Annotated in this window: 29 protein-coding genes; 18 read left to right on the forward strand and 11 right to left on the reverse strand. The window is 74.8% G+C overall.

The genetic code is table 11. The annotated features are described in order from the left end of the window. Positions 1–68: 68 nt before the first annotated feature. Genes mftA through mftE form a run of 6 tightly spaced genes read left to right on the forward strand, consistent with a single transcriptional unit; the run spans position 69 to position 6,329 of the window. Positions 69–170, forward strand: a complete 102-nt coding sequence (gene mftA / locus H6H00_RS32245; RefSeq protein WP_141279391.1) for a mycofactocin precursor MftA — start codon at positions 69–71, stop codon at positions 168–170. A gap of 4 nt (positions 171–174) precedes the next feature. Next, complete coding sequence (mftB, locus tag H6H00_RS10960; protein WP_255425689.1) at positions 175–483, forward strand: mycofactocin biosynthesis chaperone MftB; 309 nt, start codon at positions 175–177, stop codon at positions 481–483. Further along, positions 480–1,694, forward strand: coding sequence for a mycofactocin radical SAM maturase (mftC, locus tag H6H00_RS10965; protein ID WP_185721180.1), 1,215 nt, complete (start codon positions 480–482; stop codon positions 1,692–1,694). Before mftB ends, mftC begins: the two co-directional genes overlap by 4 nt. 32 nt (positions 1,695–1,726) lie before the next feature. Then, the gene (locus H6H00_RS10970; RefSeq protein ID WP_185721181.1) at positions 1,727–3,745 is read left to right on the forward strand and encodes a mycofactocin system FadH/OYE family oxidoreductase 1; all 2,019 of its coding nucleotides are present in this window, start codon (positions 1,727–1,729) and stop codon (positions 3,743–3,745) included. Then, the gene (locus H6H00_RS10975) at positions 3,739–5,631 is read left to right on the forward strand and encodes a mycofactocin system FadH/OYE family oxidoreductase 2 (protein WP_221775851.1); all 1,893 of its coding nucleotides are present in this window, start codon (positions 3,739–3,741) and stop codon (positions 5,629–5,631) included. Before H6H00_RS10970 ends, H6H00_RS10975 begins: the two co-directional genes overlap by 7 nt. Beyond that, on the forward strand, positions 5,628–6,329 hold the full coding sequence (mftE, locus tag H6H00_RS10980; RefSeq protein ID WP_185721182.1) for a mycofactocin biosynthesis peptidyl-dipeptidase MftE: 702 nt from the start codon (positions 5,628–5,630) through the stop codon (positions 6,327–6,329). Before H6H00_RS10975 ends, mftE begins: the two co-directional genes overlap by 4 nt. A 13-nt stretch (positions 6,330–6,342) precedes the next feature. Here the strand turns inward: mftE and H6H00_RS10985 are convergent, their stop codons facing one another. Next, positions 6,343–7,419 carry an alkaline phosphatase family protein gene (locus H6H00_RS10985; protein ID WP_185722340.1) on the reverse strand — a complete coding sequence of 359 codons (1,077 nt, stop codon included), beginning with the start codon at positions 7,417–7,419 and terminating at the stop codon, positions 6,343–6,345. Between the two features lie 98 nt (positions 7,420–7,517). Here H6H00_RS10985 and mftF point away from each other — a divergent pair, with 98 nt between their 5' ends. The 5 genes from mftF (at position 7,518) to H6H00_RS11010 (ending at position 13,838) form a co-directional block, all read left to right on the forward strand. Beyond that, a complete protein-coding gene (mftF, locus tag H6H00_RS10990) occupies positions 7,518–8,969 on the forward strand; it encodes a mycofactocin biosynthesis glycosyltransferase MftF (RefSeq protein ID WP_185721183.1) in 1,452 nt (483 codons plus the stop codon). 218 nt (positions 8,970–9,187) lie between these two features. Then, positions 9,188–9,706 carry a (2Fe-2S)-binding protein gene (locus tag H6H00_RS10995; protein WP_185721184.1) on the forward strand — a complete coding sequence of 173 codons (519 nt, stop codon included), beginning with the start codon at positions 9,188–9,190 and terminating at the stop codon, positions 9,704–9,706. 2 nt (positions 9,707–9,708) lie between these two features. Continuing rightward, positions 9,709–12,189, forward strand: coding sequence for a xanthine dehydrogenase family protein molybdopterin-binding subunit (locus tag H6H00_RS11000; RefSeq protein WP_185721185.1), 2,481 nt, complete (start codon positions 9,709–9,711; stop codon positions 12,187–12,189). Further along, positions 12,186–13,037, forward strand: a complete 852-nt coding sequence (locus tag H6H00_RS11005) for an FAD binding domain-containing protein (RefSeq protein WP_185721186.1) — start codon at positions 12,186–12,188, stop codon at positions 13,035–13,037. Before H6H00_RS11000 ends, H6H00_RS11005 begins: the two co-directional genes overlap by 4 nt. A gap of 69 nt (positions 13,038–13,106) precedes the next feature. Then, complete coding sequence (locus H6H00_RS11010; RefSeq protein WP_185721187.1) at positions 13,107–13,838, forward strand: SRPBCC family protein; 732 nt, start codon at positions 13,107–13,109, stop codon at positions 13,836–13,838. Between the two features lie 64 nt (positions 13,839–13,902). Here the strand turns inward: H6H00_RS11010 and H6H00_RS11015 are convergent, their stop codons facing one another. The 3 genes from H6H00_RS11015 to H6H00_RS31825 are packed head-to-tail and all read right to left on the reverse strand — an operon-like array spanning position 13,903 to position 14,944. After that, positions 13,903–14,472, reverse strand: coding sequence for a 2OG-Fe(II) oxygenase (locus H6H00_RS11015; RefSeq protein ID WP_185721188.1), 570 nt, complete (start codon positions 14,470–14,472; stop codon positions 13,903–13,905). A gap of 50 nt (positions 14,473–14,522) precedes the next feature. Beyond that, positions 14,523–14,714, reverse strand: coding sequence for a nuclear transport factor 2 family protein (locus tag H6H00_RS31820; RefSeq protein ID WP_221775852.1), 192 nt, complete (start codon positions 14,712–14,714; stop codon positions 14,523–14,525). After that, entirely contained in the window at positions 14,711–14,944 is a 234-nt protein-coding gene (locus tag H6H00_RS31825) for a hypothetical protein (RefSeq protein WP_221775853.1), read from the reverse strand. Before H6H00_RS31825 ends, H6H00_RS31820 begins: the two co-directional genes overlap by 4 nt. A gap of 44 nt (positions 14,945–14,988) precedes the next feature. On the opposite strand from H6H00_RS31825, the gene H6H00_RS11025 reads away from it, so the two are divergent. Continuing rightward, a complete protein-coding gene (locus H6H00_RS11025) occupies positions 14,989–15,552 on the forward strand; it encodes a TetR/AcrR family transcriptional regulator (RefSeq protein ID WP_185721189.1) in 564 nt (187 codons plus the stop codon). Positions 15,553–15,602: 50 nt separating this feature from the next. Here H6H00_RS11025 and H6H00_RS11030 read toward each other — a convergent pair whose 3' ends face one another. The 3 genes from H6H00_RS11030 to H6H00_RS11040 form a co-directional block, all read right to left on the reverse strand. Further along, complete coding sequence (locus tag H6H00_RS11030; protein WP_185721190.1) at positions 15,603–16,181, reverse strand: PepSY domain-containing protein; 579 nt, start codon at positions 16,179–16,181, stop codon at positions 15,603–15,605. A gap of 92 nt (positions 16,182–16,273) precedes the next feature. Further along, positions 16,274–17,572 (reverse strand): sensor histidine kinase, encoded by a 1,299-nt coding sequence (locus H6H00_RS11035; RefSeq protein ID WP_185721191.1) that lies wholly within the window; start codon positions 17,570–17,572, stop codon positions 16,274–16,276. Positions 17,573–17,575: 3 nt separating this feature from the next. Then, complete coding sequence (locus H6H00_RS11040; protein ID WP_185721192.1) at positions 17,576–18,259, reverse strand: response regulator transcription factor; 684 nt, start codon at positions 18,257–18,259, stop codon at positions 17,576–17,578. Positions 18,260–18,361: 102 nt separating this feature from the next. Between H6H00_RS11040 and H6H00_RS11045 the strand changes: the two genes are divergently transcribed. Together H6H00_RS11045 and H6H00_RS11050 are read left to right on the forward strand one after the other, a co-directional pair. Beyond that, positions 18,362–18,817 (forward strand): hypothetical protein, encoded by a 456-nt coding sequence (locus H6H00_RS11045; protein WP_185721193.1) that lies wholly within the window; start codon positions 18,362–18,364, stop codon positions 18,815–18,817. 22 nt (positions 18,818–18,839) lie between these two features. Then, positions 18,840–19,829 carry a P1 family peptidase gene (locus H6H00_RS11050; protein ID WP_185721194.1) on the forward strand — a complete coding sequence of 330 codons (990 nt, stop codon included), beginning with the start codon at positions 18,840–18,842 and terminating at the stop codon, positions 19,827–19,829. Here the strand turns inward: H6H00_RS11050 and H6H00_RS11055 are convergent. Next, entirely contained in the window at positions 19,808–20,419 is a 612-nt protein-coding gene (locus tag H6H00_RS11055; RefSeq protein WP_255425690.1) for a QsdR family transcriptional regulator, read from the reverse strand. The genes H6H00_RS11050 and H6H00_RS11055 overlap by 22 nt on opposite strands. Before the next feature lie 123 nt (positions 20,420–20,542). Between H6H00_RS11055 and H6H00_RS11060 the strand changes: the two genes are divergently transcribed. Then, complete coding sequence (locus H6H00_RS11060) at positions 20,543–21,625, forward strand: alpha/beta hydrolase (protein ID WP_185721195.1); 1,083 nt, start codon at positions 20,543–20,545, stop codon at positions 21,623–21,625. Positions 21,626–21,649: 24 nt separating this feature from the next. Here the strand turns inward: H6H00_RS11060 and H6H00_RS11065 are convergent, their stop codons facing one another. The 3 genes from H6H00_RS11065 to H6H00_RS11075 all read right to left on the reverse strand — a co-directional run bounded on the left by H6H00_RS11065 (position 21,650) and on the right by H6H00_RS11075 (position 24,321). Beyond that, complete coding sequence (locus tag H6H00_RS11065; RefSeq protein WP_185721196.1) at positions 21,650–21,919, reverse strand: MoaD/ThiS family protein; 270 nt, start codon at positions 21,917–21,919, stop codon at positions 21,650–21,652. A 4-nt stretch (positions 21,920–21,923) separates the two neighbouring features. Further along, entirely contained in the window at positions 21,924–22,985 is a 1,062-nt protein-coding gene (moaA, locus tag H6H00_RS11070; protein ID WP_344736496.1) for a GTP 3',8-cyclase MoaA, read from the reverse strand. 130 nt (positions 22,986–23,115) lie between these two features. Further along, on the reverse strand, positions 23,116–24,321 hold the full coding sequence (locus tag H6H00_RS11075) for an acyl-CoA dehydrogenase family protein (protein ID WP_185721198.1): 1,206 nt from the start codon (positions 24,319–24,321) through the stop codon (positions 23,116–23,118). A 90-nt stretch (positions 24,322–24,411) separates the two neighbouring features. On the opposite strand from H6H00_RS11075, the gene H6H00_RS11080 reads away from it, so the two are divergent. Genes H6H00_RS11080 through H6H00_RS11090 form a run of 3 tightly spaced genes read left to right on the forward strand, consistent with a single transcriptional unit; the run spans position 24,412 to position 26,413 of the window. Then, a complete protein-coding gene (locus H6H00_RS11080) occupies positions 24,412–24,816 on the forward strand; it encodes a TOBE domain-containing protein (protein ID WP_185721199.1) in 405 nt (134 codons plus the stop codon). Beyond that, the gene (modA, locus tag H6H00_RS11085; protein ID WP_185721200.1) at positions 24,813–25,592 is read left to right on the forward strand and encodes a molybdate ABC transporter substrate-binding protein; all 780 of its coding nucleotides are present in this window, start codon (positions 24,813–24,815) and stop codon (positions 25,590–25,592) included. The genes H6H00_RS11080 and modA overlap by 4 nt, the downstream gene beginning before the upstream one ends. Then, positions 25,589–26,413 carry an ABC transporter permease gene (locus H6H00_RS11090; protein ID WP_255425692.1) on the forward strand — a complete coding sequence of 275 codons (825 nt, stop codon included), beginning with the start codon at positions 25,589–25,591 and terminating at the stop codon, positions 26,411–26,413. Before modA ends, H6H00_RS11090 begins: the two co-directional genes overlap by 4 nt. The last annotated feature ends 63 nt before the right edge of the window (positions 26,414–26,476 follow it).

The following is a 26,476-nucleotide window of genomic DNA, read 5'->3' on the forward strand; positions in this document are numbered from 1 at the left end:
CTTGTCTCTGGCACCCGGTGCCAATTAGCGTCCGACCCGTCCTCATCTCTCGACGACAGGAGCCGCCCATGGCCCCCGCGCCCGATGCCCAGTCCGCCCCCGAGGAGCCCGTGGTCGAGGAGACCCTCGTCGAAGAGGTCTCGATCGACGGCATGTGCGGTGTCTACTAGAACCGTGGCGGCTGTTGTCGACGCCGGGTCCGCTGAGGCGGGCCCGGCGTTCGACCCCTCGCTGCCCCACCGCTGCAGCCCGAGCGTGGCGCTGCGCCCCGAGCCGTTCGGCGCGCTGGTCTACCACTTCGGTACCCGCAAGCTCTCGTTCCTGAAGACGCCCCAGCTCGTGGTGGTCGTCCGGGACCTGGACCAGTACCCCGACGTGCACGCCTCGATCGAGGCCGCGGGCGTCGAGGAGTCCCAGCGCCCCGCCTACCTGAGCGCACTGGCCGGACTGGCCGCCAACGGAACCATCGAGGAGCGTTCGTGAAACTTGTCGATCACTTCCAGTACGGCTTGAACTCCCCGATCTGCCTGACCTGGGAGCTCACGTACGCCTGCAACCTGGCGTGCGTGCACTGCCTGTCGTCCTCCGGCCGTCGCGACCCCCGCGAGCTCTCCACGGCCGAGGCCAAGGGAGTGATCGACGAGCTGCAGCGGATGCAGGTCTTCTACATCAACATCGGCGGTGGCGAGCCGACCGTGCGCCCCGACTTCTGGGAGCTGCTCGACTACTCGATCGACCACAACGTCGGCGTCAAGTTCTCCACCAACGGCATTAAGCTGGACAAGCAGCGCTCGGCGCAGCTCGCCCGCACCGACTACGTCGACGTGCAGATCTCGCTCGACGGCGCGACCGCCGCGGTCAACGACCACGTGCGCGGACCCGGCTCCTACGACACCGCGATCCGCGCGCTGGAGAACCTCGCCGAGGCGGGCTTCGGACAGCCGAAGATCTCCGTGGTGATGACGCGGCAGAACGTCGACCAGCTCGACGAGTTCAAGTCGATCGCCGACAAGTACAACGCGCAGCTGCGGATCACCCGGCTGCGCCCGTCCGGCCGGGGCGCCGACGTCTGGGACGAGCTGCACCCGCTCCCGTCGCAGCAGAAGCAGATGTACGACTGGCTGGTGGCCAAGGGCGACTCGGTCCTCACCGGCGACTCGTTCTTCCACCTCTCCGCGTTCGGCGAGGCCCTGCCCGGGCTGAACCTGTGCGGCGCGGGGCGCGTGGTCTGCCTGATCGACCCGGTCGGCGACGTCTACGCCTGCCCGTTCGCCATCCACGACAACTTCCTCGCGGGCAACCTCCGCTCGCCCGGTGGCTTCCAGGAGATCTGGGAGAACTCGGAGCTGTTCACCGAGCTGCGCCAGCCGCAGACCGGTGGCGCGTGCGCGTCCTGCATGCACTACGACTCGTGCCAGGGCGGGTGCATGGCGGCCAAGTTCTTCACCGGCCTCCCGCTCGACGGGCCCGACCCGGAGTGCGTCCGCGGGTTCGGCGAGGAGGCCCTCGCCGCGCGCGACGGCGTGGAGATCCCCAAGTCCGAGGTCGACCACTCGCGCTCGGCGCCGCGCAACTCCCGCACCCCCAAGGCCCCGGTGATGCTGCAGATCGGCATGGGCCGTCCGGACAAGTCGTGCGACCCGAGCCCGCTGGCCGCCCCGGCGCCGCTGACCCAGGCGTCGGCGCGGGCCTGATCCCGTCCCGACACGAACGGCGCTCTCCTCCGGTGGGTACGGACGGGAGCGCCGTTCGCGCGTTGGCGGGGCCGGTGGTGCTGCGCGGACGGACCGCTCCGTCGCGGGTGCTGTTCGGCCCGCACGTCACCAACCTCGGGCACCGGCGCTCGATCTCCCCGCGGCACGTCGCCTACTACGCCCGGCGGGCCGCCGGGGGTGCGGGCGTCGTCGTCACCGAGACGGCGTCGGTGCACGACTCCGACTGGCCCTACGAGCGCGCCCCGCTCGCGGCCGACTGCGCCGGGGGCTGGCGGGCCGTCGCCGACGCGTGCCGCCCGGCCCTCGTGCTCGCCGGGCTGGGGCACGCCGGCTCCCAGGGCAGCTCGGCGTACGGGCAGCAGGCGCTGTGGGCGCCGTCGCGCGTCGCCGACGTGGCCTCGCGGGAGGTCCCGATGGCGATGGAACAGCCCGAGATCGATGCGCTGGTGGCCGGGTTCGCCGCCGCCGCGTCGCTCGCGGTGGAGGCCGGGTGCGACGGCGTCGAGATCGAGGCGGGGCAGCACTCGCTGCTGCGGCAGTTCCTGTCCGGGCTGACGAACCACCGCACCGACGGGTACGGCCTCGACCGCTCGCTGCTGCTGCGGCAGGTGCTGGCGGCCGTGCGCGCCGCGACCGGTGACGATCACGTGCTGGGCCTGCGCCTGTGCTGCGACGAGCTGGCGCCGTGGGCCGGGATCACGCCGGACTCCGCGGTCGGCACCGTCCGCGCGGTGGCGGCCTGGACGGACTACGTCGTGCCGGTGCGGGGCAGCGGGATGACCGTGTCGGCCACCCGTCCCGATCTGCACACCCCTCCTGGCTTCAACGCTTTGCTCTGCTTACCCCTACGCACCGGTCTGGCCGGGGGTGATGCGTACGGGTATGCAGAGCAAAGGGTGGTGCTGCAGGGGTCCGTGGTCGACCCGGCCGCCGCGCAGGCCGCGCTCGACGACGGGGTGTGCGACCTCGTCGAGATGACCCGCGCGCAGATCACCGACCCCGACCTCGTCGCCCGCGTCCGGGCGGGCACCCCGGAGCGGATCCGGCCCTGCACCCTGTCCAACCAGCGGTCGCAGGTGCGCGACCCGCGTAACCCGGTCGTCTCCGACGAGGCCGAGCCCGACGCGGGGCACGAGACCGACCCCGTGCCCGCGCCGGACGGCCCGCCCCGCGACGTGCTGGTCGTCGGCGGCGGACCCGCCGGGCTGGAGGCCGCGCGGGTGCTGGCGACGGCGGGGCACCGGGTGCGCCTGGTCGAGCGGTCCGAGGTCCTGGGCGGCGCGCTGCGGCTCGCGGCCGCCGTGGCCGGGCGGGAGCGGATGGGCGTGCTCGTGCCGTGGTGGGAGCGGGAGCTCGCCCGTCTCGGGGTGCGGGTCGACACGGGCGTGCGGGTGACGCCGGCCGACCTCGACGCCGCCGGTGCCGCCGTCCTGCTCGCCACCGGATCGCGGCCCGGCCCGCGCGACTACCCCTGCGACGTCCCCGTGCTCGCGGCCGCCGAGTTCGAGGCCGCCGTCCTGGCCACCGGCCACGCCGACGCCGGCCTGCCACCCGGCCCCGTCCTCGTCCACGACCCGCTCGGCGACTGGACGGGCGTCGGGATCGCCGAGCAGCTCGCCGCCGCGGGCCGGGAGACCGTGCTCGTCACCCCCGACCAGGTCGCGGGCACCCAGCTCGCGCTCACCGGCGACCTCGCCCCGGCCAACGCCCGCCTGGAGCGGGCCGGGGTGGCGCGCGAGCTGTGCTCCCGGCTGGTCGGTGCACGTGCCGGGCGGGCGGTGCTGGAGCACGTCTGGACCGGGGAGCAGCGCTCCGTGGAGTGCCGCGCGGTGGTCGACTGCGGCCACCGCCTCCCCGACGACGCCCTGTGGCGCGCCCGCCCCCACCACCCGCGCGCGGGTGACTGCGTGGCCCCCCGCACCGTGCACGAGGCCGTGCTGGAGGGTCGCCGGGCCGCGGCGGAGGTCGTGCGCGGAGAAGGGGGTCGGGGCGACCGTTCTCGCGCACGGGCGGCGCAGCCGCCGTGCTGAACGACCCGCTGCGCCTCGGCCCGCTGACCCTGCGGAACCGGGTCGTGTTCTCCGCCCACCTCACCAACTACGCCGTCGACGGCCTCCCCACTGCGCAGCACGCCGCCTACTACGCCGCCCGGGCCGCGGGCGGGGCCGGGCTGGTGATCACCGAGGAGCACGGCGTCGACCCGCACGACCGGCCCTACGAGAAGCTGATCCACTCCTGCGCCGACGCGCTGCCCGGCTACCGCGCGATCACCGACGCCGTGCACGCCCACGGCGCCGCCGTGCTCGCCCAGCTCACGCACAACGGCGGGCAGTCGAGCGGGATGTACACGCGCCGGCCGGTGCACGCGCCGTCGCCGGTGCCGGACCCGCTGTTCCGCGAGGTCCCCGTCGAGCTCGACGCGGCGGGCATCGCCCGGATCGTCGACGGCTACGCGGAGACCGCGGCCCGGTGCGTCGCGGGCGGGTTCGACGGCGTCGAGCTGCAGGGGGCGCACTCGTCGCTGGTCCGGCAGTTCCTCTCGCCCGCCACCAACCGGCGCACCGACGCCTACGGCCGCGACCGGGACCGCTTCCTGGTCGAGGTCGTCGCCGCCGTGCGCGCCGCGATCGGACCCGACCGCGTGCTCGGCGTGCGGCTGTGCGGCGACGAGGGGATCGCGCACGGCATCGGGATCGACGACGCCGTCGCGACCGCCCGCGTCCTGCGCGACGGCGGGCACGTCCAGTACCTCAACACCGCGATCGGCGTCGCCACCTCGACGCTCTACCTGGTCGAGGCCTCGCTGCGCTTCGCCCCGGGTCACGCGCTGTCGATCCCGGCGGCGATCCGGCGGGCCGTCGACCTGCCGGTGATCGGGGTCGGGCGGTTCACCACCCCGGCCGACGCCGAGCGCGCGCTGGCCGAGGGCGCCTGCGACCTCGTCGGCGTCGTGCGCGGGCAGATCGCCGATCCCGCGTTCGCCTCGGCCCCGGTGCGCGCGTGCGTGGGCTGCAACCAGGAGTGCGTCGGGCGGGTGGGCCGGAACCGGTGGCTGGGCTGCGTCGTCAACCCGCGGGCCGGGCGGGAGGCCGTGGCGCTGCCCGCGCCGGGCGTCCCGAAGCGGGTGCTCGTCGTCGGGGGCGGCCCGGGCGGGCTGCGGGCGGCGGCCACCGCGGCGGCGCGCGGCCACCGGGTCGTGCTGTGCGAGCGCGACACCGCGACCGGCGGCGCGGTGCGCCTCGCGGCCGCCGCGCCGGGACGGGCGGAGTTCGGGAACGTCGTGCGCGACCTGCTCGCCGGGTGCCGGGCCGCGGGCGTCGAGATCCGGACGGGGACCGACGTCGACGCGGCGTACGTCGACCGGGAGGCCCCCGACGTCGTGGTGCTGGCGACCGGCGCGCGCCCGCGGCTCCCGGACTGGGCGCGCGGGACCGACGGGGTGGTCGACGTGCGCGACGTGCTGTCGGGGAAGGTGACCTCGACAGGGTCGGTGCTGGTCTACGACGAGCTGGGCTTCCACCAGGCGCCCGCCGCCGCGGAGCGGCTCGCGGCGGAGGGAGGCACCGTGGAGATCATGACGCCCGGGCTGGTGGTGGCCCAGGACCTCGGGACCACGCTCGACGTCGAGCTGTTCCACCGGCGCGCGCACGCCGCCGGCATCACGCTGACGACCGACCGCGTGGTCACCGCGGCCGCCGACGGGCCGGAGGTGACGGTGCTGCACCACACGGTCGGCTCGGTCGAGCAGCGGCGCTACGACCTCGTCGTCACCGTCGTGCCCCCCGAACCCGACGACGCGCTGTGGACCGCCCTGCGCGACGGCCCGCGCCCGGTGCACCGCGTCGGCGACTGCCTCGCCCCCCGCCGCGTGCACGCGGCCGTGGTCGAGGGCGACCGCGCGGCGGTGGCGCTGTGAACGGCGCGCACCGGCTCGGGGAGCGCGCCTGGACCGACCTCGGCGGCCCGCACACCGTGCTCGTCCCCGTCGGCTCGCTGGAGCAGCACGGCCCGCACCTGCCGCTCGACACCGACGCGCGTATCGCCGCCGCCGTGACCCGCCGCGCCGCCGACGGCGATCCGGCGCTGCTCGTCGCGCCGCCGCTGGCCTACGGGGCGTCCGGGGAGCACGAGGGCTTCGCCGGCACGCTGTCGATCGGGCACGACGCCCTGCGCGCGGTGCTCGTGGAGCTGGGTCGCAGCGCGGCGCGCTGGGCGCAGCGGCTGGTGTTCGTCAACGGCCACGGCGGCAACCTCCCGACCGTGCCCGACGCCGTCGCGCAGCTCCGGCACGAGGGACGCGAGGTCGCCTGGTTCGGCTGCGCCGTCCCCGCCGGCGACGCCCACGCCGGCCGCACCGAGACGTCGATCCTCCTCGCGCTCGACCCCTCCGTCGTCCGGATCGAGGCGCTGGAGCCCGGCAACACCGCCCCGCTGCAGGAGCTGCTGCCCGTGCTGGTGCGCGGCGGGGTGGCCGCGGCCAGCCCCAACGGCGTGCTCGGCGACCCCCGCGGCGCCACCGCCCGGGAGGGCGAGGAGCTGCTCGGGCACATGGTCGGGCAGCTCCGCGAGCGCCTGCACCGCTGGCTGCCCGACGACCGCGGCCGCCTGGGCTGAGCCGGCCGACGGGTCAGCCGGTGGCCAGGAGCAGCGGCACGAGCTGCTCGGCGGAGGTCAGCGAGCCGTGCTGGCCGGGCATCCGCGAGATCAGCGGCTCGGCCCCGGACCGGATCACGGCGGCGGTGCCGCGGGCCGCCACCACGACGTCGCCGACCCGGTCGCGCATCCCGGGCGCGACCGGCCCGAACCACCCCTCGGCGACGGCCTGCTCGCCCGGCACCACCCACGCGTCGTCGCGCAGGACGGCCCGCCACGCGGCGAGCACGTCGTCGGCGGCCCCCGGTCGCGCGTAGACGTGCCGGGCGCGGGCGTCGCCGCCGAGCAGCAGGACGCCGTGCTGCAGGGCCTCGTCGGTGTCGGCGTCGAAGATCCGGTCGGCGTGCACCATCCCGTGGTCGCCGGTGATCGCCAGCACCGCTCCGGGCGGCAGGTTCTCCACGATCCGCTGGGCGAGCCGGTCGACCTGGGCGAGCTGGATCCGCCAGGCGAGGCTGCCCGGCCCGTGCAGGTGGCCCATCGCGTCGAGGTCGGCGTGGTAGCCGTAGCAGAGCCGGCGCTCCGGACCGGCGAGCGCGGCGATCACCTCGACGGCCAGGTCGCCGAGTGCGTGCACGCCGCGGTAGCGCCCGCCGCGCAGCGCCGCGCGGGTCAGGCCCGAGCCGCGGAACACCTGGTTCGACACCACGGTGACCCCGATCCCGGCCGCGGACGCGCGCTCCAGCGCGGTGGGGGTGGGCTGGACGGTCTCGGGCGGCCGGGACTCGCGCAGGTCGACCGGGCGGTCCACGCCGTGGGAGGTCCACTTCAGCGAGTCGAGCAGCTCGCCGTCGACGCGGAAGGTGATCCCGAGCAGGCCGTGCGCACCCGGCGGCAACCCGGTGCCCACCGACGCCAGGCTGATCGAGGTGCTGGACGGGAAGCCCACGGTCACCGGCCCGGCGTCGGCCAGCGAGGCGAGGAACGGCGCGTCGGCGGCGTGCGCGGCCAGCAGCTCCGAGCCCAGCCCGTCGACGAGCAGCAGCGCCGCCGCCCGCACCGGCTCCACGACGAGGTCGGACGCCGGCTCCGGCATCCCCAGCGCGCGCATCAGCGCGGGCAGCACCTCGGCGAGGGAGCGGTGGCCGTAGCGCGGGAGGTCGATCACGCGCCGAGCGTGCCAGAGACGGGCCGACCTACGCTGCCGGGATGCGCACCCCCGGGCCGGCCGACACCGCGCTCCCCGACGGCGTGCGGGTGACGCTCGACCGCCGCACCCGCAGCGTCGACGACGGCGCCGTGCTCCTCGGCGGGGCGCCGCCGCGGATGCTGCGGCTGGCGGCCGCCGGCCGGGCGCTGCTGTCCTCGGGCGCGGTCACCGTCGACGGCCCGACGTCGCGCGCGCTCGCCCGCCGCCTGCTCGACGTCGGCATCGCCCACCCGGTCGACGGGCCGCCCGGGCCGGGGCCCGGGGCCGTCACCGTCGTCGTGCCGGTGAAGGACCGCGTCGACGGGCTGCAGCGGCTGGTGGCCGCGCTGGGCGAGGTCGGAGCGCCCGGCGGGGTGGGGGCGCTGGTCGTCGTCGACGACGGCTCGGCCGATCCCGCCGCGATCCGCGCCGCCGCCGGTCCGCGGGCCACCGTGCTGCGGCACGGGACGAGCCGGGGGGCCTCGGCCGCCCGCAACACGGGCCTGCGCGCCGCGGCGACGCCGCTGGTCGCGTTCCTCGACTCCGACGTCGTGCCCGAGGAGGGCTGGCTGGCCCCGCTGCTCGCGGTGTTCGCCGACCCCGCCGTCGGGCTGGCCGCGCCGCGGATCGTCGCGCTCGCCCCGGTCGTCGGCTGGCTGGGCCGCTACGAGGCCGTGCACTCCTCGCTCGACCTCGGCCCCGACCCGGCGCTGATCGTCCCGCGCTCGCGCGTCGCCTACGTGCCGAGCGCGGCGATGGTGGTGCGCCGCGACGCCGCGGGCGCCGGGTTCGACGAGGACATGCACGTGGCCGAGGACGTCGACCTGGTGCTGCGCCTGCACGCCGACGGCTGGCGGCTGCGGTACGCGCCCGGCTCGCGCGTCGCCCACGACCACCGCACGACGCTCGGGACGTGGTGGTGGCGCAAGGCGCAGTACGGCACGGGGGCGGCCCCGCTCGCGCTGCGCCACCACGGCTCCGTGCCGCCGATGGTGCTGAGCCCGACCTCGGCCGCCGTCGCCGCGCTGGCCCTGCTCGCGCGGCCGTGGGCCGTCGCGGCCGCGGGCGTCGTGGGGGCGGTGGCCGTCGAGCGGCTGTCCCGCAGGCTCGACGTCCGGCACCCGCGCGCCACCGCGGCGCGGCTCGTCGGGCTCGGGTCGGTCGGGGCGCTCTCGCAGACCGCCGACGCCGTGACGCGCCACTACTGGCCGCTCTCGCTCGTCGCGTGCGCGGTGTCGCGCCGGGCCCGCCGCCGGGTGCTCGCGATCGCGCTGGCCGAGGGGGCCCTCGACTGGTGGCGGCACCGCGACCGCGACGCCCGCGTGCGCCCGGACCCGGCCTCCCACGTGCTCGCGCACCGCCTCGACGACCTCGCCTACGGCGCCGGGCTCTGGTGGGGGGCCGCGGCGCACCGCACGGCCGCGCCGCTGAGGCCGTCGGGACCGTCCGTCCGGGTTGGTCCAAATGGTTGACAAACGGGAGGATCTTGCTCCGCTCCTGCGGACCTGATCAGCGATCTGATCCGCTTCAGCGGAGTCCGCGTGAGGTGGGCGTGACCAGGGCCGATCGTGGCCGGTGAGGTCAGGGTCGGCTTCGTTGCACGGCCCGATGATCAGCGGTGAGATGTGGGCGCCACCACAAGGCAGTGGTGCGTGAACAGTCACCGACGTCGTTGCCTAGGAGAAGACATATGGCACAGGTCCGGGTCACCGTCGACGGCGTGAACTACGCCGACGACGTCGAGCCCCGTACGTTGTTGGTCCACTACCTGAGGGAACGCCTCGGCAAGACCGGCACCCTCGTGGGGTGTGACACCAGCAACTGCGGTGCATGCACCGTGCACCTCAACGGCCAGAGCGTGAAGTCCTGCTCGGTCCTCGCGGTCCAGGCGGACGGCGCTGAGGTCACCACGATCGAGGGCATCGCCCGTGACGGCAAGCTGCACCCCGTGCAGGAAGCCTTCAACGAGAAGCACGCCCTGCAGTGCGGCTACTGCACGCCGGGAATGATCATGCAGGCCATCGACCTGCTCGGGGACAACCCCGACCCCGACGAGCACGAGGTCCGTGAGGGCATCGAGGGCAACCTCTGCCGCTGCACGGGTTACCAGAACATCGTCCGGGCGGTGCAGTCGGCGGCGCAGAAGATGAAGCCGGGCGCGCACGCCCAGACCGACGCCCCGGTCTCCGTGGCCGGAGGGGGTAGCTGAGCATGACGACCACCGCTGATCCCACCACGCTCGAGTTCGGCAAGGCGCGCACCCGCAAGGAGGACGCGCGCCTGATCACCGGCCGGACCAAGTTCACCGACTCCATCAACCTCAACGGCATGCTGCACCTGCACGTGGTGCGCTCGCCGCTGGCGCACGCCACGATCACCGGTGTCGACAAGTCCGCCGCCGAGGCCTCGCCCGGCGTCATCGGCGTCTACACGGCCGCCGACCTGGGTGTCGAGGCCGTCGGCCTGCCCTGCGCCTGGCCGATCACGCCCGACATGAAGTCCCCGCAGCGCCCGCTGCTCGCCTCCACCACCGTGCACTTCGCCGGTGAGGGCGTGGCCGTGGTGCTCGCCCGCTCCGCCGCCGAGGCGCGCGACGCGGCCGACCTCGTCGAGGTCGACTACGAGCCGCTCGAGCCCGTCCTCAACATGGAGGACGCGATCAAGGAGGGTGCCACGCTGGTCCACCCGGACCTGGGCACCAACGAGAACGCCACCTGGGTCTTCGACTCGGGCGCGGCCGGCACCGGCAGCAGCATCGACGACGCGATCGCCGCGGCCGAGGCCGACCCCGACTCGATCGTCCTCAAGCGCCGCTTCATCCAGCAGCGCCTGATCCCGGCGTTCATGGAGCCGCGCGCGTGCGTCGTCGACCCGACCGGTGAGCAGATCACCGTCTGGGCCGCCACGCAGGTCCCGCACATCCTGCGCACCATGACCACGGTGACGCTCGGCGTCCCGGAGTCCAAGCTGCGCGTCATCGCCCCCGACGTGGGCGGCGGCTTCGGCGGCAAGATCGGCGTCCTGCCCGAGGAGATGCTCTGCGTCGTCCTCGCGCAGAAGACCGGCAAGCCGATCAAGTGGAACGAGACGCGCTCGGAGTCCCTGCTCGCCGCGCACCACGGCCGCGACCAGATCCAGGACCTGACGATCACGGCGAAGCGCGACGGCACGGTCACCGGCCTCGACGTCCACCTGCTCGCCGACATGGGCGCCTACCTCGGCCTCGTCGGCCCGGGTGTGCCGATCCTCGGCGCGTTCATGTTCAACTCGATCTACAAGTTCCCGGCGCTGAAGTTCACCTGCACCAACGTGTTCACCACCAAGACGCTCACCGACGCCTACCGCGGTGCCGGTCGTCCCGAGGCCACGTTCGGCATCGAGCGGATCATGGACGAGCTCGCGGTCGAGCTCGGCATCGAGCCGATGGAGCTGCGCAAGAAGAACTGGATCACCCACGAGGAGTTCCCGTTCACCACGGTCGTGGGCCTGACCTACGACTCGGGCAACTACGAGCAGGCCACCGCCCAGGCGATGGAGTCCTTCGACTACGCGGGCCTGCGCCGCGAGCAGGCCGAGCGCCGCGCCAACGGCGACAAGGTCCAGCTCGGCATCGGCATCTCGACGTTCACCGAGATGTGCGGCCTCGCGCCGTCCCGCGTGCTCGGCTCGCTGGCCTACGGCGCCGGTGGCTGGGAGGCCGCCAGCATCCGGATGCTCGCCACCGGCAAGGTCGAGGTCATCACCGGTGCGTCCGCGCACGGGCAGGGCCACGAGACGGCGTTCAGCCAGATCGTCGCCGACCAGCTCGGCGTGCCGTTCGAGGACGTCGAGATCCTGCACGGCGACACGCAGATCTCGCCGAAGGGCCTCGACACCTACGGCTCGCGCTCGCTGGTCGTCGGCGGCATCGCGATCGTCAAGGCCGCGGAGAAGGTCGTCGCCAAGGCCAAGAAGATCGCCGCCCACCTGCTCGAGGCGTCCGAGGACGACATCGAGTTCTCGGCCGGGCAGTTCACGGTCAAGGGCACCGACAAGGGCAAGGCCATCCAGGAGATCGCGTTCGCCGCCTTCATGGCGCACGACTATCCCGAGGACATGGAGCCCAACCTCGACGCCGACGCCGTCTACGACCCGGAGAACTTCTCGTTCCCGCACGGCACGCACCTCGCGGCCGTCGAGATCGACACCGAGACCGGGCACGTCGACCTGCGCAAGTACGTCTGCGTCGACGACATCGGCACCGTCGTCAACCCGCTGATCGTCGAGGGCCAGGTGCACGGCGGTCTCGCCCAGGGCATCGCGCAGGCCCTGTTCGAGGAGGCGAACTACGACGACCAGGGCACCCTGGTCAACGGCACGTTCGTCGACTACACCCTGCCGTCCGCGGCCGACCTGCCCAGCTTCGACACCGCCACGGTGTCCACGCCGGCCACGTCGAACCCGCTGGGCGTCAAGGGCGTCGGCGAGGCGGGCACCATCGCCTCCACCCCGGCCATCGTCAACTCGGTGATCGACGCCCTGCGCCACCTCGGCGTGAAGAACGTCGAGATGCCCTGCACCTCGCAGCGGGTGTGGCGGGCCATCCAGGAGGCCAAGGGCAACACCACCCAGGAGACCCCGATCGACACCCACTCGCCGGGTGCCGGCCTGGGCTCGATCGACCCGAACAACCCGCAGGGAGAGACCGAGTGATTCCCTCCAAGTTCGACTACGTCAAGCCGGCGTCCGTCGCCGAGGCGATCACGGCCCTGGAGCAGGGCGGGGACGACGCCAAGATCCTGGCCGGCGGCCAGAGCCTGATCCCCGTGCTGCGGCTGCGCCTCGCGGCGCCGTCGGTGATCATCGACCTCGGCGGGATCGCGGAGCTCCGCGGCATCCGCGAGGACGGCGACCGCATCGCCATCGGCGCGATGACCAGCTATTACGACATCGTCCGCGACGACCTGGTGAAGCAGCACGTCGCGCTGCTCGGCCAGGCCGTCGAGACGGTGGCCGACAACCAGGTGCGCCACCGCGGCACGCTGGGCGGCTCGCTCGCCCACGCCGACCCCGCGGGCGACCTGGGCGCCCCGGCGCTCGCGCTGGAGGCCGAGCTGGTCATCGCCGGTTCCGGCGGCACCCGCACGGTGTCGGCGCAGGAGTTCTTCGTCGACTACTTCACGACCGCCATCGGCGAGGGCGAGATCCTCACCGAGATCCGGTTCCCGAAGTACACCGGCTGGGGCAGCCAGTACGAGAAGTTCAACCGCACGGCGCAGGCCTGGTCGATGTGCGCGGTCGCCGCGGCCATCAAGGTCGACGGCGGCACCATCTCCGAGGCCCGCGTCGGGCTGACGAACATGGGCACCACGCCGATCCGCGCCACCGGCGTGGAGCAGGCGCTCGTCGGACAGCCGGCCACGGCCGACGCGGTGCGCGCCGCGGCCGAGCGTGCGACCGAGGGCACGGCGGCACCGAGTGACGCCGACGCCGCCGCGGACTACCGTGAGCACCTGGCCAAGGTGCTGACCGGCCGCGCGGTGCTGGCCGCCGCGGGCTGACGCTCGTACCGATTACGCAGACGCCCGTCCCGGCCACCGGGGCGGGCGTCTGTCTCGTGAGGAGACCCCATGCAGTTGGAGAACAAGTTCACCATCGAGGCACCCATCGAGAAGGCCTGGGTCGCTCTCAACACCCCCGACATGATCGCGCCGTGCTTCCCGGGCGCCACGCTCACCGAGTACGAGGGTGAGTCGTTCAGCGGCACCGTGAAGGTGAAGCTGGGCCCGATCTCGCTGACCTACAAGGGCAAGGGCACCTACGTCGACCGCGACGACGCCAACCACACGGTGAAGATCGAGGCCAGCGGCCGCGACTCCCGCGGCAACGGCACCGCGAACGCCACGGTCACCGGCACGATGGTCGCCGACGGTCCGAACAAGACCGCGGTCACGATGGTCACCGACATGACGATCACCGGGCGCCCCGCGCAGTTCGGCCGCGGCGTCATCTCCGACGTCGCCGACAAGATCATCGGTCAGTTCGCGGCGTGCGTGGCGAAGAAGCTGTCGCCCGAGGTGGAGGCCCCCGCGGAGTCCGCCCCGGCCCCCGTCGCCGAGGCCCCGGCCGGCACCAACGGCACCGCGTCCGCCGGCCCGGCGCTGTCGTCGACCCCGGCGTCGTCCGGTGTCACGGCCACTGCGCCCGCCGCCCGGCAGTTCACCCCGATGAAGAGCGAGATCGACGCGATCGACCTGCTCGACACCGCGGGCTCGCCCGTCCTCAAGCGCCTCGCTCCGGTCCTCGGCGGCGGCGCACTGCTGTTCCTGATCGTCCTCCTGATCCGGCGCGCCCGCGCCTGAGCGCCCCGCGCGTCGTACGCGACCCTGAGGCCACCCTGCCGCCGTCCCCGGCGGCGGGGTGGCCTCACGGCGGTCGGGGATGGGCCGACCGTCGCAGCACCACCGGCCGCGACTGCTGCCGCGGCCGCTGCTCGACGAACACGCTCTCGCCGCCGGTGAAGTCCTCGTCCGGGCGGCTGAGCATCACCAGCAGCTGCAGCGGGAACGTGACGTCCCCGTAGACATCCTGGTGCAGGCAGTTGTAGTCGGCGGGCCCGTAGCGCAGCAGCAGCGGGGTGGGGCGGTGCTGGCCCGCGTCGGCGCACATGTCGAGCAGGCCGTCGAGCGAGGTGGGGTAGGGATCCTCGCCGAGGCGTCCGGCCCACTCGTTGGCCACGGCCGCGAGCCGGGGGTAGAGCGTGCGGCGCAGGTGCTGCACGAGCTCGGGCAGCGGGTCGGCGAAGTAGCGGTAGGTGCCGGCCCCGAACCCGACCCGCTGCATCACGACGGTGCTGCGGAAGCGGGCGTCGTCGTCGAACACCGCGACGAGCTCGGCGCACTGCTCCGGCGTGAGGAGTCCGGGGACGGTCGCCACGCCGTCGGTGTCGAGCTGGTGCTCCAGGTCCGTCCGGGCGGGGGTCGCGGGGGTGCGCATGCGTCCATGCTCGCCCCCGGCACGACCCCGTTCCGGCGGGAATCGGACACTCAGTCGCCGTCCTCCCGGGCCGCCGGATCGGCGTGCCGGTGGATCAGCTTCCAGCCGTCGGTCTCGCGGCGGAAGACCTCGGTCAGCCGCAGGTGCATCGGGACGGGATCGGGCTGTCCCTGGATCCGCACCCGGGAGTGCTGGACGCCGACGAGGTAGGCCAGGTCGCCGTCGGCCGAGCTGTGGATCACCTCGAAGGCGTTCTCGCCGCCGGGCCCGAAGGCGGCGGCCCCCGGGCGTTGAACGCGTTGACCTCGTCGGCTCCGGTCACGGTCAGCCCGTTGGGCGGGAAGATGCTGGCCGGCGACGTGCGGGTCGAGATCGTGTCGAGCGGGCCGATCTCCCCGTCGACGAACGCGTCGGACGCGGCGATCCGGTCGACCAGGAACTCGCGGAAGCTCGTGTCTGCTAGATTGGTCATGTGCCTATTTTTGGTCTGGTGCCCATAAATGTCAAGGGCGACCGGTGAGCAAGCGCGAGCGGACGCGCGCCGCGATCCTGGACACCGCGCTGGAGCTGTTCGCGGCCGACGGCTACGAGGGCACGTCCATGGCCGACGTCGCGGCCGCGGCCGGTGTGGTGCGCCAGACCGTGCTCAACCACTACCCGCGCAAGGACGACCTGGTGCTGGCGTGGGGCGAGCGCCGCCGTCGCCTCATCGACGCGGCGGCCGGGTCGGTCGCCGCGGGCCGGACGGCGACCGAGCGGCTCACCGGGGTCTACCGGGCCCTCGCCGGGATCAACGAGGCGGAGCGCGACCTCGCCCGCGCGCTCCACCCGCACTACGAGGCGATCGCCCGCCGGCGGGTCGTGCCCGACTCGGTGCTGGCCGCGGTCGAGCACGGCCTCTCCACGGGAGAGCTCGACGCGGGCACCCCGGCGACGACGATCGGGGAGGTGCTGACGGCCGTGTACTTCGACACGCTGAGCCGCTGGCTGGACTCCGCCGACCCGGCCGATCTCACGACGCTCCTGCTGGAGCGCATCGAGCTGGTGCTGCGCGGAGCCCGCACCCCGGACCGGCCCTGACCGGCACCGCACCCGCCGGTCGGCGGCTGCGGTGCCGGGGTGCGGTTCGGTCAGTCGTCGTCGCCGCCGTGGTCGTCGCCGACGTCGTGGCCGGGGCCGTCGTCGTGGCCGCCACGACCACTGCCGCCCCGGTCGTCCCCGCCCCGGTCGTCCCCGCCCCGGTCGTCCCCGCCCCGGTCGTCCCCGAGCCGGTCGTCGCCGCCGCGGTCGTCGCCGCCGCGGTCGTCGTCGAGGTCCACCCGGGTCACCGCTCCGGTGGCGGTGTCGACGCGGACGTCGTGCTCCACGCCGCCCTCGACGATCTCGACCTTCCACTCCGTGCGGCCGTGCTCCGTCTCGCGCTCGACGCCGGTGACCCGGCCCCCGCCGATGCGCTCGAGCGCGACGGTCACGGCCCGCTCCCGGTCCGCCGGGTCGTCCGGGGTGGAGCCGGCGCTGCTCGTCGGCGTGGCGCCGCCCGTCGTGGTGGGGGCGGTGGTCGGGGTGGGGTCGTCGACGGTGCCCGCGCTGACCGGGACCGGGGTGGGTGCGGGGGTGTCGTCCGCGCCCAGGGCGAGCGCGGTGCCGCCGAGCGCGACGAGGGCGATCGAGGCGGTGGCGGCCAGGGTGGCGATGCGGGTGGTGGTCACGGGGTCCTCCGGTGGGTCCGGCGGCGTCGGGGTGACGTCCGCTGTGGGGACCACGTTCGCCGGGACCGGGCTAGCGACGCGCTGCGCGATCCCTAACGGGAGCCCTCGTCCGGCGCGCCCATCCGCAGGACGACGGCCAGCCCGCCCCGGGGACCCGGGTGCAGGTCGAGGCCCCCGCGGGACCGCTCGCCGACCCGCCGCGCGATGTCGAGGCCCAGCCCGGTCGAGCCCGCACCGCTCGTACCGCGGCGCAGCGGGTCGCTGCCGGGTGCGGGGCCGGGGCCGTCGTCGGACACCGTCAGCACGGCGCCGGCACCGTCCGCGCCGCGGGCGAGGTGCACCGCGAACGCCGTGCCGTCGGGGGTGTGGGCGAACACGTTGCCGAGCAGGGCGTCGACGGCGGCCTCGAGGTCCGCCCGCGCGACGGCGACGGTCAGCGGGCCGGGGGCGATGTCGACGTACGTCGGGCGGTCGGTGTCCTCGGCCAGCACCGCCCAGAACGCGACGCGCTCGCGTACGGCCGCCGCGGCGTCGCAGCCGGCCGCGGCGCCGGGGCCGGGGGTCCGGCGCCTGGCCTGCTCGATGGCGAGCGTGACGGCCCGCTGGACGCCGTCGACGCCGTCGCCGATGCGGGCGGCGTCGGCCGGCTCGGCGAGGGCCTCGGCGTCCAGGCGCAGCGCCGTGAGCGGGGTCCGGACGCGGTGCGCGAGATCGGCCACGGCCTCGCGCTCCTCGCGCAGCAGCCCGTCGATGCGGCCGGCGAGGCCGTTCAGCGCCCCCGCGACGACGGCGAGCTCGGCGGGCCCGTCGGTGGCGGCCCGCGCGGCGAGGTCGCCGTCGGCGAGCCGGTGCGACACCGACGCCAGCTCGGCGGTGGTGCGCACGAGGGAGCGGGCGAGCCGGTCGGCGACCAGGAGGCTGATCGCCAGCAGCCCGACGCCGAGCGCGGCCAGCAGCAGCCAGGCCCGCGTCACCCCGGCGGTGAGCGCGGCGTCGGGCACGAACGTGCGGATCACCGCGGCGGCCCCGGCCGGGTCCCGCACGGCGAACACGATCTCCCGGCCGCCCGGGACGATGCCGGTGGCGCTGCGGCCCCGGGCGGCCAGCTCGACCAGCGGGCTGCGCGCCGCGGCCGTCCCCACCACGGTGCCGTCGGCGAGGAACACCGTGACGTCGGCGGCGGAAGTGGCGTCGAGCAGCTGCACCGTGAGCGCGAGGCCTGCGCGGTCCGAGGTGGCCACCAGCGAGCTGAGCGTCTGCACCTCCGAGGTGGCGGCCTGCACCGCCCGGTCCGCGGCCACCGTCCGCAGCAGCAGCGCCAGCGGCACGAGGAACGCGATCAGCACGAGGGAGGTGGTGGCCGCGACGAGCACCAGCACGCGCCTGCGCACCGCTCAGGCCTCCGGGGCGGAGATGCGCACGCCCACCCCGCGCACGGCGTGCAGGTAGCGCGGGGCCTGCGCGGTCTCGCCGAGCTTGCGGCGCAGCCACGACAGGTGCACGTCGACGGTCTTGTCGGCGCCGCCGTAGGGCAGCTGCCACACCTCGGTGAGCAGCTCCTTCTTGCTGACGACCGCGTCGGCGCGGGCGGCGAGGTGGTGCAGCAGCGCGAACTCGCGGGGGGTGAGGTCGAGCGGGGTGCCGTCGAGGCTGGCGCGCCGCGACCGCGGATCGATCCGCAGCCCGCCGACGACGACCTCCGGATCGCCCGCGCTCTCCCCGCCCCGGCGCAGCACGGCGCGGATCCGGGCGTCGAGCTGCGCGGCGCTGAACGGCTTGACCAGGTAGTCGTCGGCCCCGGCGTCGAGCACCGCGACGATCTCGCGCTCGTCGTCCCGCGCCGTCGCGACGATGACGGGCACCCGGCTGGCGCCGCGCAGCATCCGCAGCACGGTGGTGCCGTCGAGATCGGGCAGGCCGAGGTCGAGGACGACCAGGTCGGGGCGGTGCGTGACGGCGCGCTCCAGCCCCGCCAGCGCGGTGCCCGCCGAGTCGACGGCGTGGCCGCGCTCGGTCAGCCCGCGGATCAGCGCGGCACGGATCGTCGGATCGTCCTCGACGAGGAGCACCTGGGCCACGGCCGAACCGTAGGCCAGCTGGCGGGGTGCGGGAACTCCTCCGGCGGTGCTGTTGGGCCCGCCTTAGGGCTCCGTTAGGCCGGTGCGCGGCATCCTGGTCCGGTGCCCCCGACCACCCGTGCCCTCACCGCGGTGCTCGCCTGGGCCGCGGCGGTCGTCGGGTCGACGGCGATCGGGCTGACGGCCGTCGGCGCGATCGGGGCCGGGATCGTGGGAGCCGGGACCGCGGGGTCGGGCTCGGACCCGCTGACCGCCGCCGAGGTCGAGCGCCTGCTGGCCACCTCCGCGCCCGCGGCGGCGGAGCCGACGACGCCGGCGGCCGGCCCGGCCACGACCGCCCCGGTGGTGCTGGCCGGGCCCGGCGGAACGGTCGTGGCCCGGTGCACCGGCGGCGCCGTCGAGGTGGTGTCGGCCAGCCCGGCCCAGGGCTTCCGCGTGCACGACGAGGGTGCCGAGGACGCCGGGCGGGTGCGCTTCGAGTCCGAGGACACCGAGGTGGAGATGCGCCTGTCCTGCCTCGACGGGCAGCCGGTGTCGGACACCCGCGTGGACGACTGAGCAGAGGGGTGAGGATGGGCCGATGAAGACGGGCGAGCACAACGGCCTCACCGACGTCGCCGGCCTGCGGGTCGGGCACGCGGCCCTCGACCGGCCGGGTGCCCTGACCGGCACCACCGTCGTGCTGGCGCCGCCCGGTGGGGCCGTCGGCGGCGTCGACGTGCGGGGCTCCGCCCCCGGCACCCGCGAGACCGACCTGCTCGACCCCGGCGCCACCGTGCAGCGCGTCCACGCCGTCCTGCTGACGGGCGGCAGCGCGTACGGGCTCGCGGCCGCGGGCGGGGTCGTCGCGCGGCTGGAGGCGGCCGGGACCGGGTTCGAGGTGCCCGGCGGGGTGGTGCCGATCGTGCCGGGTGCGGTGCTGTTCGACCTGGGCCGCGGCGGCGACTTCAGCGCGCGCCCGGACGCGGACCTGGGGGCCGCCGCGTACGACGCCGCCTCCGCCGGCCCGGTGGCGCAGGGTGCCGTGGGGGCCGGGACCGGGGCCGTGGCGGGCGGGCTCAAGGGCGGCGTCGGCACGGCGAGTGCGGTGCTCGACGGCGGTGCGACGGTCGCGGCGCTGGTCGTCCTCAACGCGGTGGGCTCGGCGCTCGACCCGGCCACCGGCCTGCCGCTCGGGCTGCGGACGGGCCTGCCGGGCGAGTTCCCGGAGATCGCCGTGGACGACGCCGCCCGCGCCGTGCTGCGGCAGCCGCCGCCGTCCCCCGAGCCGGGCACCGCCACCACGCTCGTCGTCGTGGCCACCGACGTCGCGCTCGACAAGGCGGGCTGCCGCCGGCTCGCGACGATGGGCCACGACGGGCTGGCCCGCGCGGTCTCCCCGGTGCACACGATCATGGACGGGGACGTGGTCTTCGGCCTGTCCACGACCACCCGCCCGGCGCCGGGACCGCAGGAGCTGTTCGCGGTGCAGGCCGCGGCGGCCGACGTCGTCTCGCGGGCGACGGTCCACGCCGTGCTCGCGGCCGGGTCCGTCGGCGGGTGGCGCGGCTACCGGGACGTGGTCGGCTGAGCCGGTCCTCCGGGACGGGCGGGCAGCAGCGCCTGCAGCACCCGGCCCGCGCGGTCGCCGTCGGGCTCCTCGCCGGTGATCACCTCGAGGTACACGTAGGACTCGACGATCCGGACCACGGTGTAGGCGAGGTCGTCCACCGGGATCGGGCTGTGCAGCCGCCCCGCCGCGGTGTCGGCCTCGATCCGCCCGCGCACGAGCGCGACCAGCCGCTGCTGGTAGCCCCCCGCGCGCAGCGTCAGCAGGCGCAGCGCGGACTCGCCCTCCTCGGCCAGGTACCGGTGCATGCCGGGATGGGCGAGGACGTCGCGGACGAAGCCGGTCAGCGTCTCCGCGAGGGGCGTCCCGTCGGGGGAGCGGGCGAGCGTGCGCTCGGTGAGCGACCAGATCACCTCGCGGAGCAGCAGCTCGCGCGACCCCACCCAGCGGTAGAGCGTGGCCCGGTTGACGCCCAGCTCCGCGGCCAGCGCCTGCATGTCCAGCCGCAGCCCCGCCTGGAACGTGCGGCGGGCGAGGGCGAACGCGTCGAGCGCCGTGGGGCGTTCCGCGGTGCCCCCGGCGAGCCGGCGCTGCAGCGGTGTGGCGGACACGGTCCCTCCCGGCGGCGTTGACGGCCTTCTGTGACCCACCTCATACTAGCGACAGAGGGGCGGTCGTGTCGCATCCACGCGACAGTCGGCCGACGTGTTGCACGATCTCGACGAGGAGAGCGCATGAGCACCGACGCCACCGTGAGCGCTGCACCCGGCCGCCTCGGCGACCCCGACCTGACGATCGGCACCGACCCGCGGGCCGATCCCCGGATGGTCGCGGTGTTCGCCGCGTTCGGCATCGACGGGCCCGCCGACGGCGCCCCGCTCGGCCCCGACGCCCCGCGCGAGGAGCTCCTCGGGTTCGTCGAGGCCGTCGAGGTCGGGTTCGAGGGCCTGTTCACCGCGCTCGCGCAGGACGCCCCTGCGGTCGACGGGGTCCGCGAGGAGCTGATCACGATCACCGGTGAGGGCGGGCACGAGATCCGGCTGCACGTGCACCGGCCCGAGGGCGTCGAGGGCCCGCTGCCGTGCCTGTACCAGGTGCACGGCGGCGGGATGGTCATGCTGGCCACCGAGGGCCCGCTCTACACGCACTGGCGCCGCCGCCTCGCCGCGGCCGGCACCGTCGTGGTCGGGGTCGAGTACCGCAACGGCGGCGGCGCACTCGGGTCGCACCCGTTCCCGTCCGGCCTCGACGACTGCGCCACCGGGCTGCGCTGGGTGCACGCGCACCTCGGCGAGCTGGGCGGGTCGCACGTCGTCGTCACGGGGGACTCGGGCGGGGCCAACCTCTCCCTCGCGCTGGCGCTCAAGGCGAAGCGGGAGGGCTGGGCGGACGAGATCGCCGGGGTCTACGCGCAGAGCCCGTACATCCTCGGGTCGTGGGCGGACGTCCCGGCCGAGCTGCCGTCGCTGCGCGAAAACGACCAGTACTGGCTCAACGTCTCGCTGTTCCCGGTGCTGGCGGCCGTCTACGACCCCGACGGCGCGCACGCCGACGACCCGACGTGCTGGCCGTACGCCGCGGGCGTCGCCGACGTGGAGGGGCTGCCGCCGCACGCCATCACGGTCAACGAGCTCGACCCGCTGCGCGACGAGGGACTGGCCTACCACCGGCTGCTGCTCCGGGCCGGGGTCAGCTCGGTCGGCCGGATCAACCCGGGCCTGTGCCACGTGGGCGAGATCCTGTTCCCGGCCGCGCTGCCCGACGTGTACGCCGCGGCCGTGCGGGACGTCACCGGGTTCGCGCGCTCGCTGGCCTGAGTCGGCCCCGTCGCCGGGGGAGTGTCAGCCCCCGGCGAAGGGGGGCAGGACGTCGAGGACGGCGTCCGGCCCCAGCACGGCGGAGCGGTCGCGCACGGCCACCTCGTCGAGCAGGAAGCTGCAGCGGTCGAGCACCGTGCCGAACTCCGGACCGTGCTGCGCGCGCAGCGCGGTGAGCGCGTCGGCGACGGTGGCGTCGGCCGGGAGCTGGACCTTCTCGGTCTCCGCTCCCGCGGCCGCGCGGGCGGCCGCGAAGTAGCGGACGGCGACGGTGGTGGTGGTCACGGCAGCCATCCTCTCAGCCCCCGATGGCGCTCATCGGGCGGTCCGGCTGCAGGAAGCCTGGGTCGTCGATGCCGTGTCCGGCGAGCTTGCCCCACATGGCGTGGCGCCAGGTGTCGGCGATCTCCGCGTCGGAGCAGCCGCCGCGGACCATCGCGCGCAGGTCGGTCTCGGTGCGCGCGAACAGGCACGAGCGGACCTGCCCGTCGGCGGTGAGGCGGGTGCGGTCGCAGGCGCCGCAGAACGGGCGCGTCACCGAGGCGATGACGCCCACCGCGGCCGGCCCGCCGTCGACGATCCAGCGCTCGGCAGGCGCGCCGCCGCGGGCGACGGCGTCGGGGGTGAGCGTGAACTCGGCCTGGAGCTTGTCCAGGATCTCGCCCGCGGTGATCATCTCGGTGCGCTCCCAGCCGTGCTGGGCGTCGAGCGGCATCTGCTCGATGAAGCGCAGCTCGTAGCCGCCCTCGACGGCGAAGCGCAGCAGGTCGCAGGCCTCGTCGTCGTTCATCCCGCGCAGCAGCACAGTATTGATCTTGACCGGGCCGAGGCCGGCCTGCCGGGCCGCGACGAGGCCGTCGAGGACGTCGGAGAGGCGGTCGCGGCGGGTGATGGTGGCGAACCGGTCGGCGCGCAGCGTGTCCATCGAGACGTTGAGTCGGTTGACGCCCGCGGCCGCCAGCGACTCGGCGCGGCGCGCGAGGCCGATGCCGTTGGTCGTCAGCGAGATGTCGGGCCGGGGCTCCAGTGCGGCCGAGGCCGACACCAGTCCCTCCAGGCCCTTGCGCAGCATGGGTTCGCCGCCGGTGAAGCGCAGCTCCTCGATGCCGAGGTCGCGCACCGCGATGCCGATGAGGCGCATCAGCTCGTCGTCGGTGAGCTGCTCGTCGCGCGGCATCCAGTCCAGGCCCTCGGCGGGCATGCAGTAGGAGCAGCGCAGGTTGCAGCGGTCGGTCAGCGAGATCCGCAGGTCCGTGGCGACCCGCCCGAAGGTGTCGATCAGCCGGGCGTCGTCGGGGCGGGCCGGGTCTCGGGTGGTGGCTCCACGCACTGCGGGGAGGCCGAGCTCGGAGGGCGTCACCCCCTCAGCGTAACCGGCCCGTGACTCGGCCATTCGGCCGCCGACCTGCGCAAACGCACTTCTCCGCAGACGCGGATCCGATTCGCGCTGCGTACCGCAGATGCCCGGGTTTCGACGGCTGTCCGAAAGGTCAGCCGTGTCGGCCCAGCTCCTGGCGGGCCACCGTGCGCAGGTGCACCTCGTCGGGTCCGTCGGCCAGGCGCAGGGCGCGGGCCCAGACGTAGAAGTAGGCCAGCGGGGTGTCGTCGCTCATGCCGGCGCCGCCGTGGATCTGGATGGCGCGGTCGATGACGTCGCAGGCGATCCGCGGGGTGATCACCTTGATCGCGGCGATCTCGGTGGCCGCCCCCTTCGCCCCGTACCGGTCGATCAGCCACGCCGTCTTGTAGACGAGCAGGCGGGCCTGCTCCACCTCGATCCGCGACTGCGCGATCTGCTCGCGCACCACGCCCTGCTCGGAGAGCGGGCGGCCGAACGCGACGCGGGACTGCGCGCGCCGCACCATCAGGTCGATCGCGCGCTCGGCCATCCCGATCAGGCGCATGCAGTGGTGGATGCGGCCGGGGCCGAGGCGGGCCTGGGCGATGGCGAAGCCGCCGCCCTCCTCGCCCAGCAGGTTCGACACGGGCACGCGCACGTCCTCGAAGTGCAGCTCCGAGTGGCCGTGCTGGTCCTGGTAGCCGAACGTCGGCAGGTTGCGGGTGATCGTCAGGCCGGGGGTGTCGCGGGCCACCAGCACCATCGACTGCTGGCGGTGCGTGGCCGCCTCCAGGTCGGTCTTGCCCATGACGATGAAGATCTTGCAGCGGTCGTCGGCCGCGCCGGAGATCCACCACTTCCGGCCCGAGATGACGTACTCGTCGCCCTCGCGGCGGATCGTCGTCTGCACGTTGGTGGCGTCGGAGGACGCGACGTCGGGCTCGGTCATCGCGAACCCGGACCGGATCTCGCCGTCCAGCAGCGGCTGGAGCCACTCGGCCTTCTGCTCGGGCGTGCCGAACAGGTGCAGCGTCTCCATGTTGCCGGTGTCGGGCGCCTGGCAGTTGATCGCCTCGGGGGCGATCACCGGCGACCAGCCGGACACCTCGGCGACCTGCGCGTACTCGAGGTTGCTCAGGCCCGACAGCGACGGCAGGAACAGGTTCCACAGGCCGCGGCTGCGGGCCTCGGTCTTGAGCTCCTCGACGACGGGCGGCAGGGCCCACTCGTCGGGCGTCCCCCGGCGCTCGGCGCGGAACGCGTCGTACGCGGCCTCGGCCGGGAGGACGTGCTCGTCGAGGAACGCGCGCATGCGCTCGGTGTAGTCGGCGGCCACGGCGCTGGGTTCGAAGTCCACGTCCGCATCACACCACAGGGACCGGGTGTCCGGTCACGATCTCCGCACCGCCCTCCTCCGAACCGCAGGATCGGATATAGAGTCCACCGCGTGCCGCAGTTCAGGATCGCCGAAGCCGCCCGCCTGCTGGGGGTCAGCGACGACACCGTCCGTCGCTGGGTCGACGCCGGGACGCTCCCCGCGCAGCCCGACGCGTCCAACCGCAAGGTGATCGACGGGGCCGCGCTCGCCCGGTTCGCGCGCGAGAGCGCCCACGTCCCGCCGGACCCCTCGGGGGTGCAGCGCTCGGCGCGCAACCGCCTCGTCGGGCTTGTGACCTCGGTGAAGACCGACCCGGTGATGGCCCAGGTGGAGATGCAGTGCGGCCCGCACCGGATCGTCTCGCTGCTGTCGGCCGAGGCGGTCCACGAGATGAAGCTCGAGCCCGGCGTCCTCGCGGTCGCCGTCATCAAGTCGACCAACGTGGTCGTGGAGACCCCCGGAGGAGCGTCATGAAGCTGCGTCTGCTGGCCGTCGGTGCGGCCGCGCTGGTACTGGCGGGCTGCGGAGGCGGCGCCGCCGATCCCGCACCCGCGGAGTCGGCCTTCCCGGAGGAGCGCACCCTGACGGTGTTCGCCGCGGCGTCGCTGACCGACGTGTTCACCGAGCTGGAGACGCGCTTCGAGGCCGACAACCCGGGCGTCGACGTCGTCCTCAACTACGGCGCGTCGTCCGATCTCGCGCAGCAGCTCGTCAACGGCGGGCCGGCCGACGTGTTCGCCGCGGCCAGCGCGGCCACGATGGCGACCGTCACCGACGCGGGCCTGATCGAGGGCACCCCGGAGGTGTTCGCGCAGAACGAGCTGCAGATCGTCACCGCGCCCGGCAACCCGGAGAACATCACCGGCTTCGCCGACCTGGCCCGACCCGACCTGCAGGTCGTCGTCTGCGCCCCGCAGGTGCCCTGCGGGGCCGCGGCCGAGAAGATCGAGACGGCCACCGGCATCACGCTGACGCCGGTCAGCGAGGAGCCCGACGTCCGCTCGACGCTGGGCCGCGTCACCACCGGCAACGCCGACGCCGGCCTGGTCTACGTGACCGACGTCGCGTCGGCCGGCGACAGCGTCGAGGGCATCGCGTTCCCCGAGTCCGCCTCGGCGGTCACCGACTACCCGATCGGCGTCCTCACCTCCGCACCGCAGCCCGAGCTGGCGAGGGCGTGGACCGACCTGGTCACCGGCGCCGACGGCCAGGCGGTGCTCACGGGGGCCGGCTTCGTCGGGGCTCCGTGACGACACCGGTCACCGCGAGGAGGGCCGGCCGCGCCGATCGGGCGGCGGTCGGCCTCCCCCGCTTCCTGTGGATCCCCGCGGGGCTCGCGTTCGCGCTGATCGCGCTGCCCGTCGTCGGGCTGGGTCTGCGGACCGACTGGCCGCGGCTGCCCGAGCTCCTGCTCAGCGAGGCCTCGCTCGACGCGCTGCGCCTGTCGCTGATCACGGCGAGCTGCTCCACGGCGATCTGCATCCTGCTGGGCGGCCCGCTCGCGGTCGTGCTCGCCAGGGGCCACCTGCCCGGCCTGCAGTTCCTGCGGTCGGTGGTGCTGCTGCCGCTGGTGCTGCCGCCCGTCGTCGGCGGGCTGGCGCTGCTCTACCTCGTGGGCCGCACCGGGCTCGTCGGGCAGGGTCTGGACCTGGCGTTCGGCATCACCGTGCCGTACACGACGGCGGCGGTCGTCCTCGCGCAGACGTTCGTCGCGCTGCCGTTCCTCGTCGTCAGCCTGGAGGGGGCGCTGCGCACGTCCGGGCAGCGCTACGAGGCCGTCGCGGCCACCCTCGGGGCCTCGCCCGCGCTCGCGTTCCGGCGGGTGACGGTGCCGCTCGTGCTGCCCGGGTTGCTGTCGGGGGCGGTGCTCGCGTTCGCCCGCTGCCTCGGCGAGTTCGGGGCGACCATCGCGTTCGCGGGGAGCCTGGAGGGGACGACGCGGACGCTGCCGCTGCTCGTCTACCTGGCCAGGGAGTCCGACGTGGACGCCGCCGTGGCGCTGTCGCTGCTGCTCGTCGTCGTCGCGGTCCTGGTCATCGCGATCGCGCGGCCCCGGACGGTGGCGTCATGAGCGAGCCCGCGAGCTCGTCATGGGCGCGGCGGCCGTCCGCAGCGCCGAGCTCGCGCAGCGGGG

This window comes from Pseudonocardia petroleophila, assembly GCF_014235185.1.
Taxonomy (GTDB): domain Bacteria; phylum Actinomycetota; class Actinomycetes; order Mycobacteriales; family Pseudonocardiaceae; genus Pseudonocardia; species Pseudonocardia petroleophila.

Excerpts from the sequence above, each read along its gene's own strand:
- mftA (WP_141279391.1), top strand. The coding sequence starts at position 69 with ATGGCCCCCGCGCCCGATGCCCAGTCCGCCCCCGAGGAGCCCGTGGTC.
- H6H00_RS10985 (WP_185722340.1), bottom strand. The coding sequence starts at position 7,419 with ATGCGCGCGCTGGGGATGCCGGAGCCGGCGTCCGACCTCGTCGTGGAG.
- mftF (WP_185721183.1), top strand. The coding sequence starts at position 7,518 with ATGCGCACCCCCGGGCCGGCCGACACCGCGCTCCCCGACGGCGTGCGG.
- H6H00_RS10995 (WP_185721184.1), top strand. The coding sequence starts at position 9,188 with ATGGCACAGGTCCGGGTCACCGTCGACGGCGTGAACTACGCCGACGAC.
- H6H00_RS11000 (WP_185721185.1), top strand. The coding sequence starts at position 9,709 with ATGACGACCACCGCTGATCCCACCACGCTCGAGTTCGGCAAGGCGCGC.
- H6H00_RS11010 (WP_185721187.1), top strand. The coding sequence starts at position 13,107 with ATGCAGTTGGAGAACAAGTTCACCATCGAGGCACCCATCGAGAAGGCC.
- H6H00_RS11015 (WP_185721188.1), bottom strand. The coding sequence starts at position 14,472 with ATGCGCACCCCCGCGACCCCCGCCCGGACGGACCTGGAGCACCAGCTC.
- H6H00_RS31825 (WP_221775853.1), bottom strand. The coding sequence starts at position 14,944 with ATGACCAATCTAGCAGACACGAGCTTCCGCGAGTTCCTGGTCGACCGG.
- H6H00_RS11050 (WP_185721194.1), top strand. The coding sequence starts at position 18,840 with ATGAAGACGGGCGAGCACAACGGCCTCACCGACGTCGCCGGCCTGCGG.
- H6H00_RS11060 (WP_185721195.1), top strand. The coding sequence starts at position 20,543 with ATGAGCACCGACGCCACCGTGAGCGCTGCACCCGGCCGCCTCGGCGAC.
- H6H00_RS11065 (WP_185721196.1), bottom strand. The coding sequence starts at position 21,919 with ATGGCTGCCGTGACCACCACCACCGTCGCCGTCCGCTACTTCGCGGCC.
- modA (WP_185721200.1), top strand. The coding sequence starts at position 24,813 with ATGAAGCTGCGTCTGCTGGCCGTCGGTGCGGCCGCGCTGGTACTGGCG.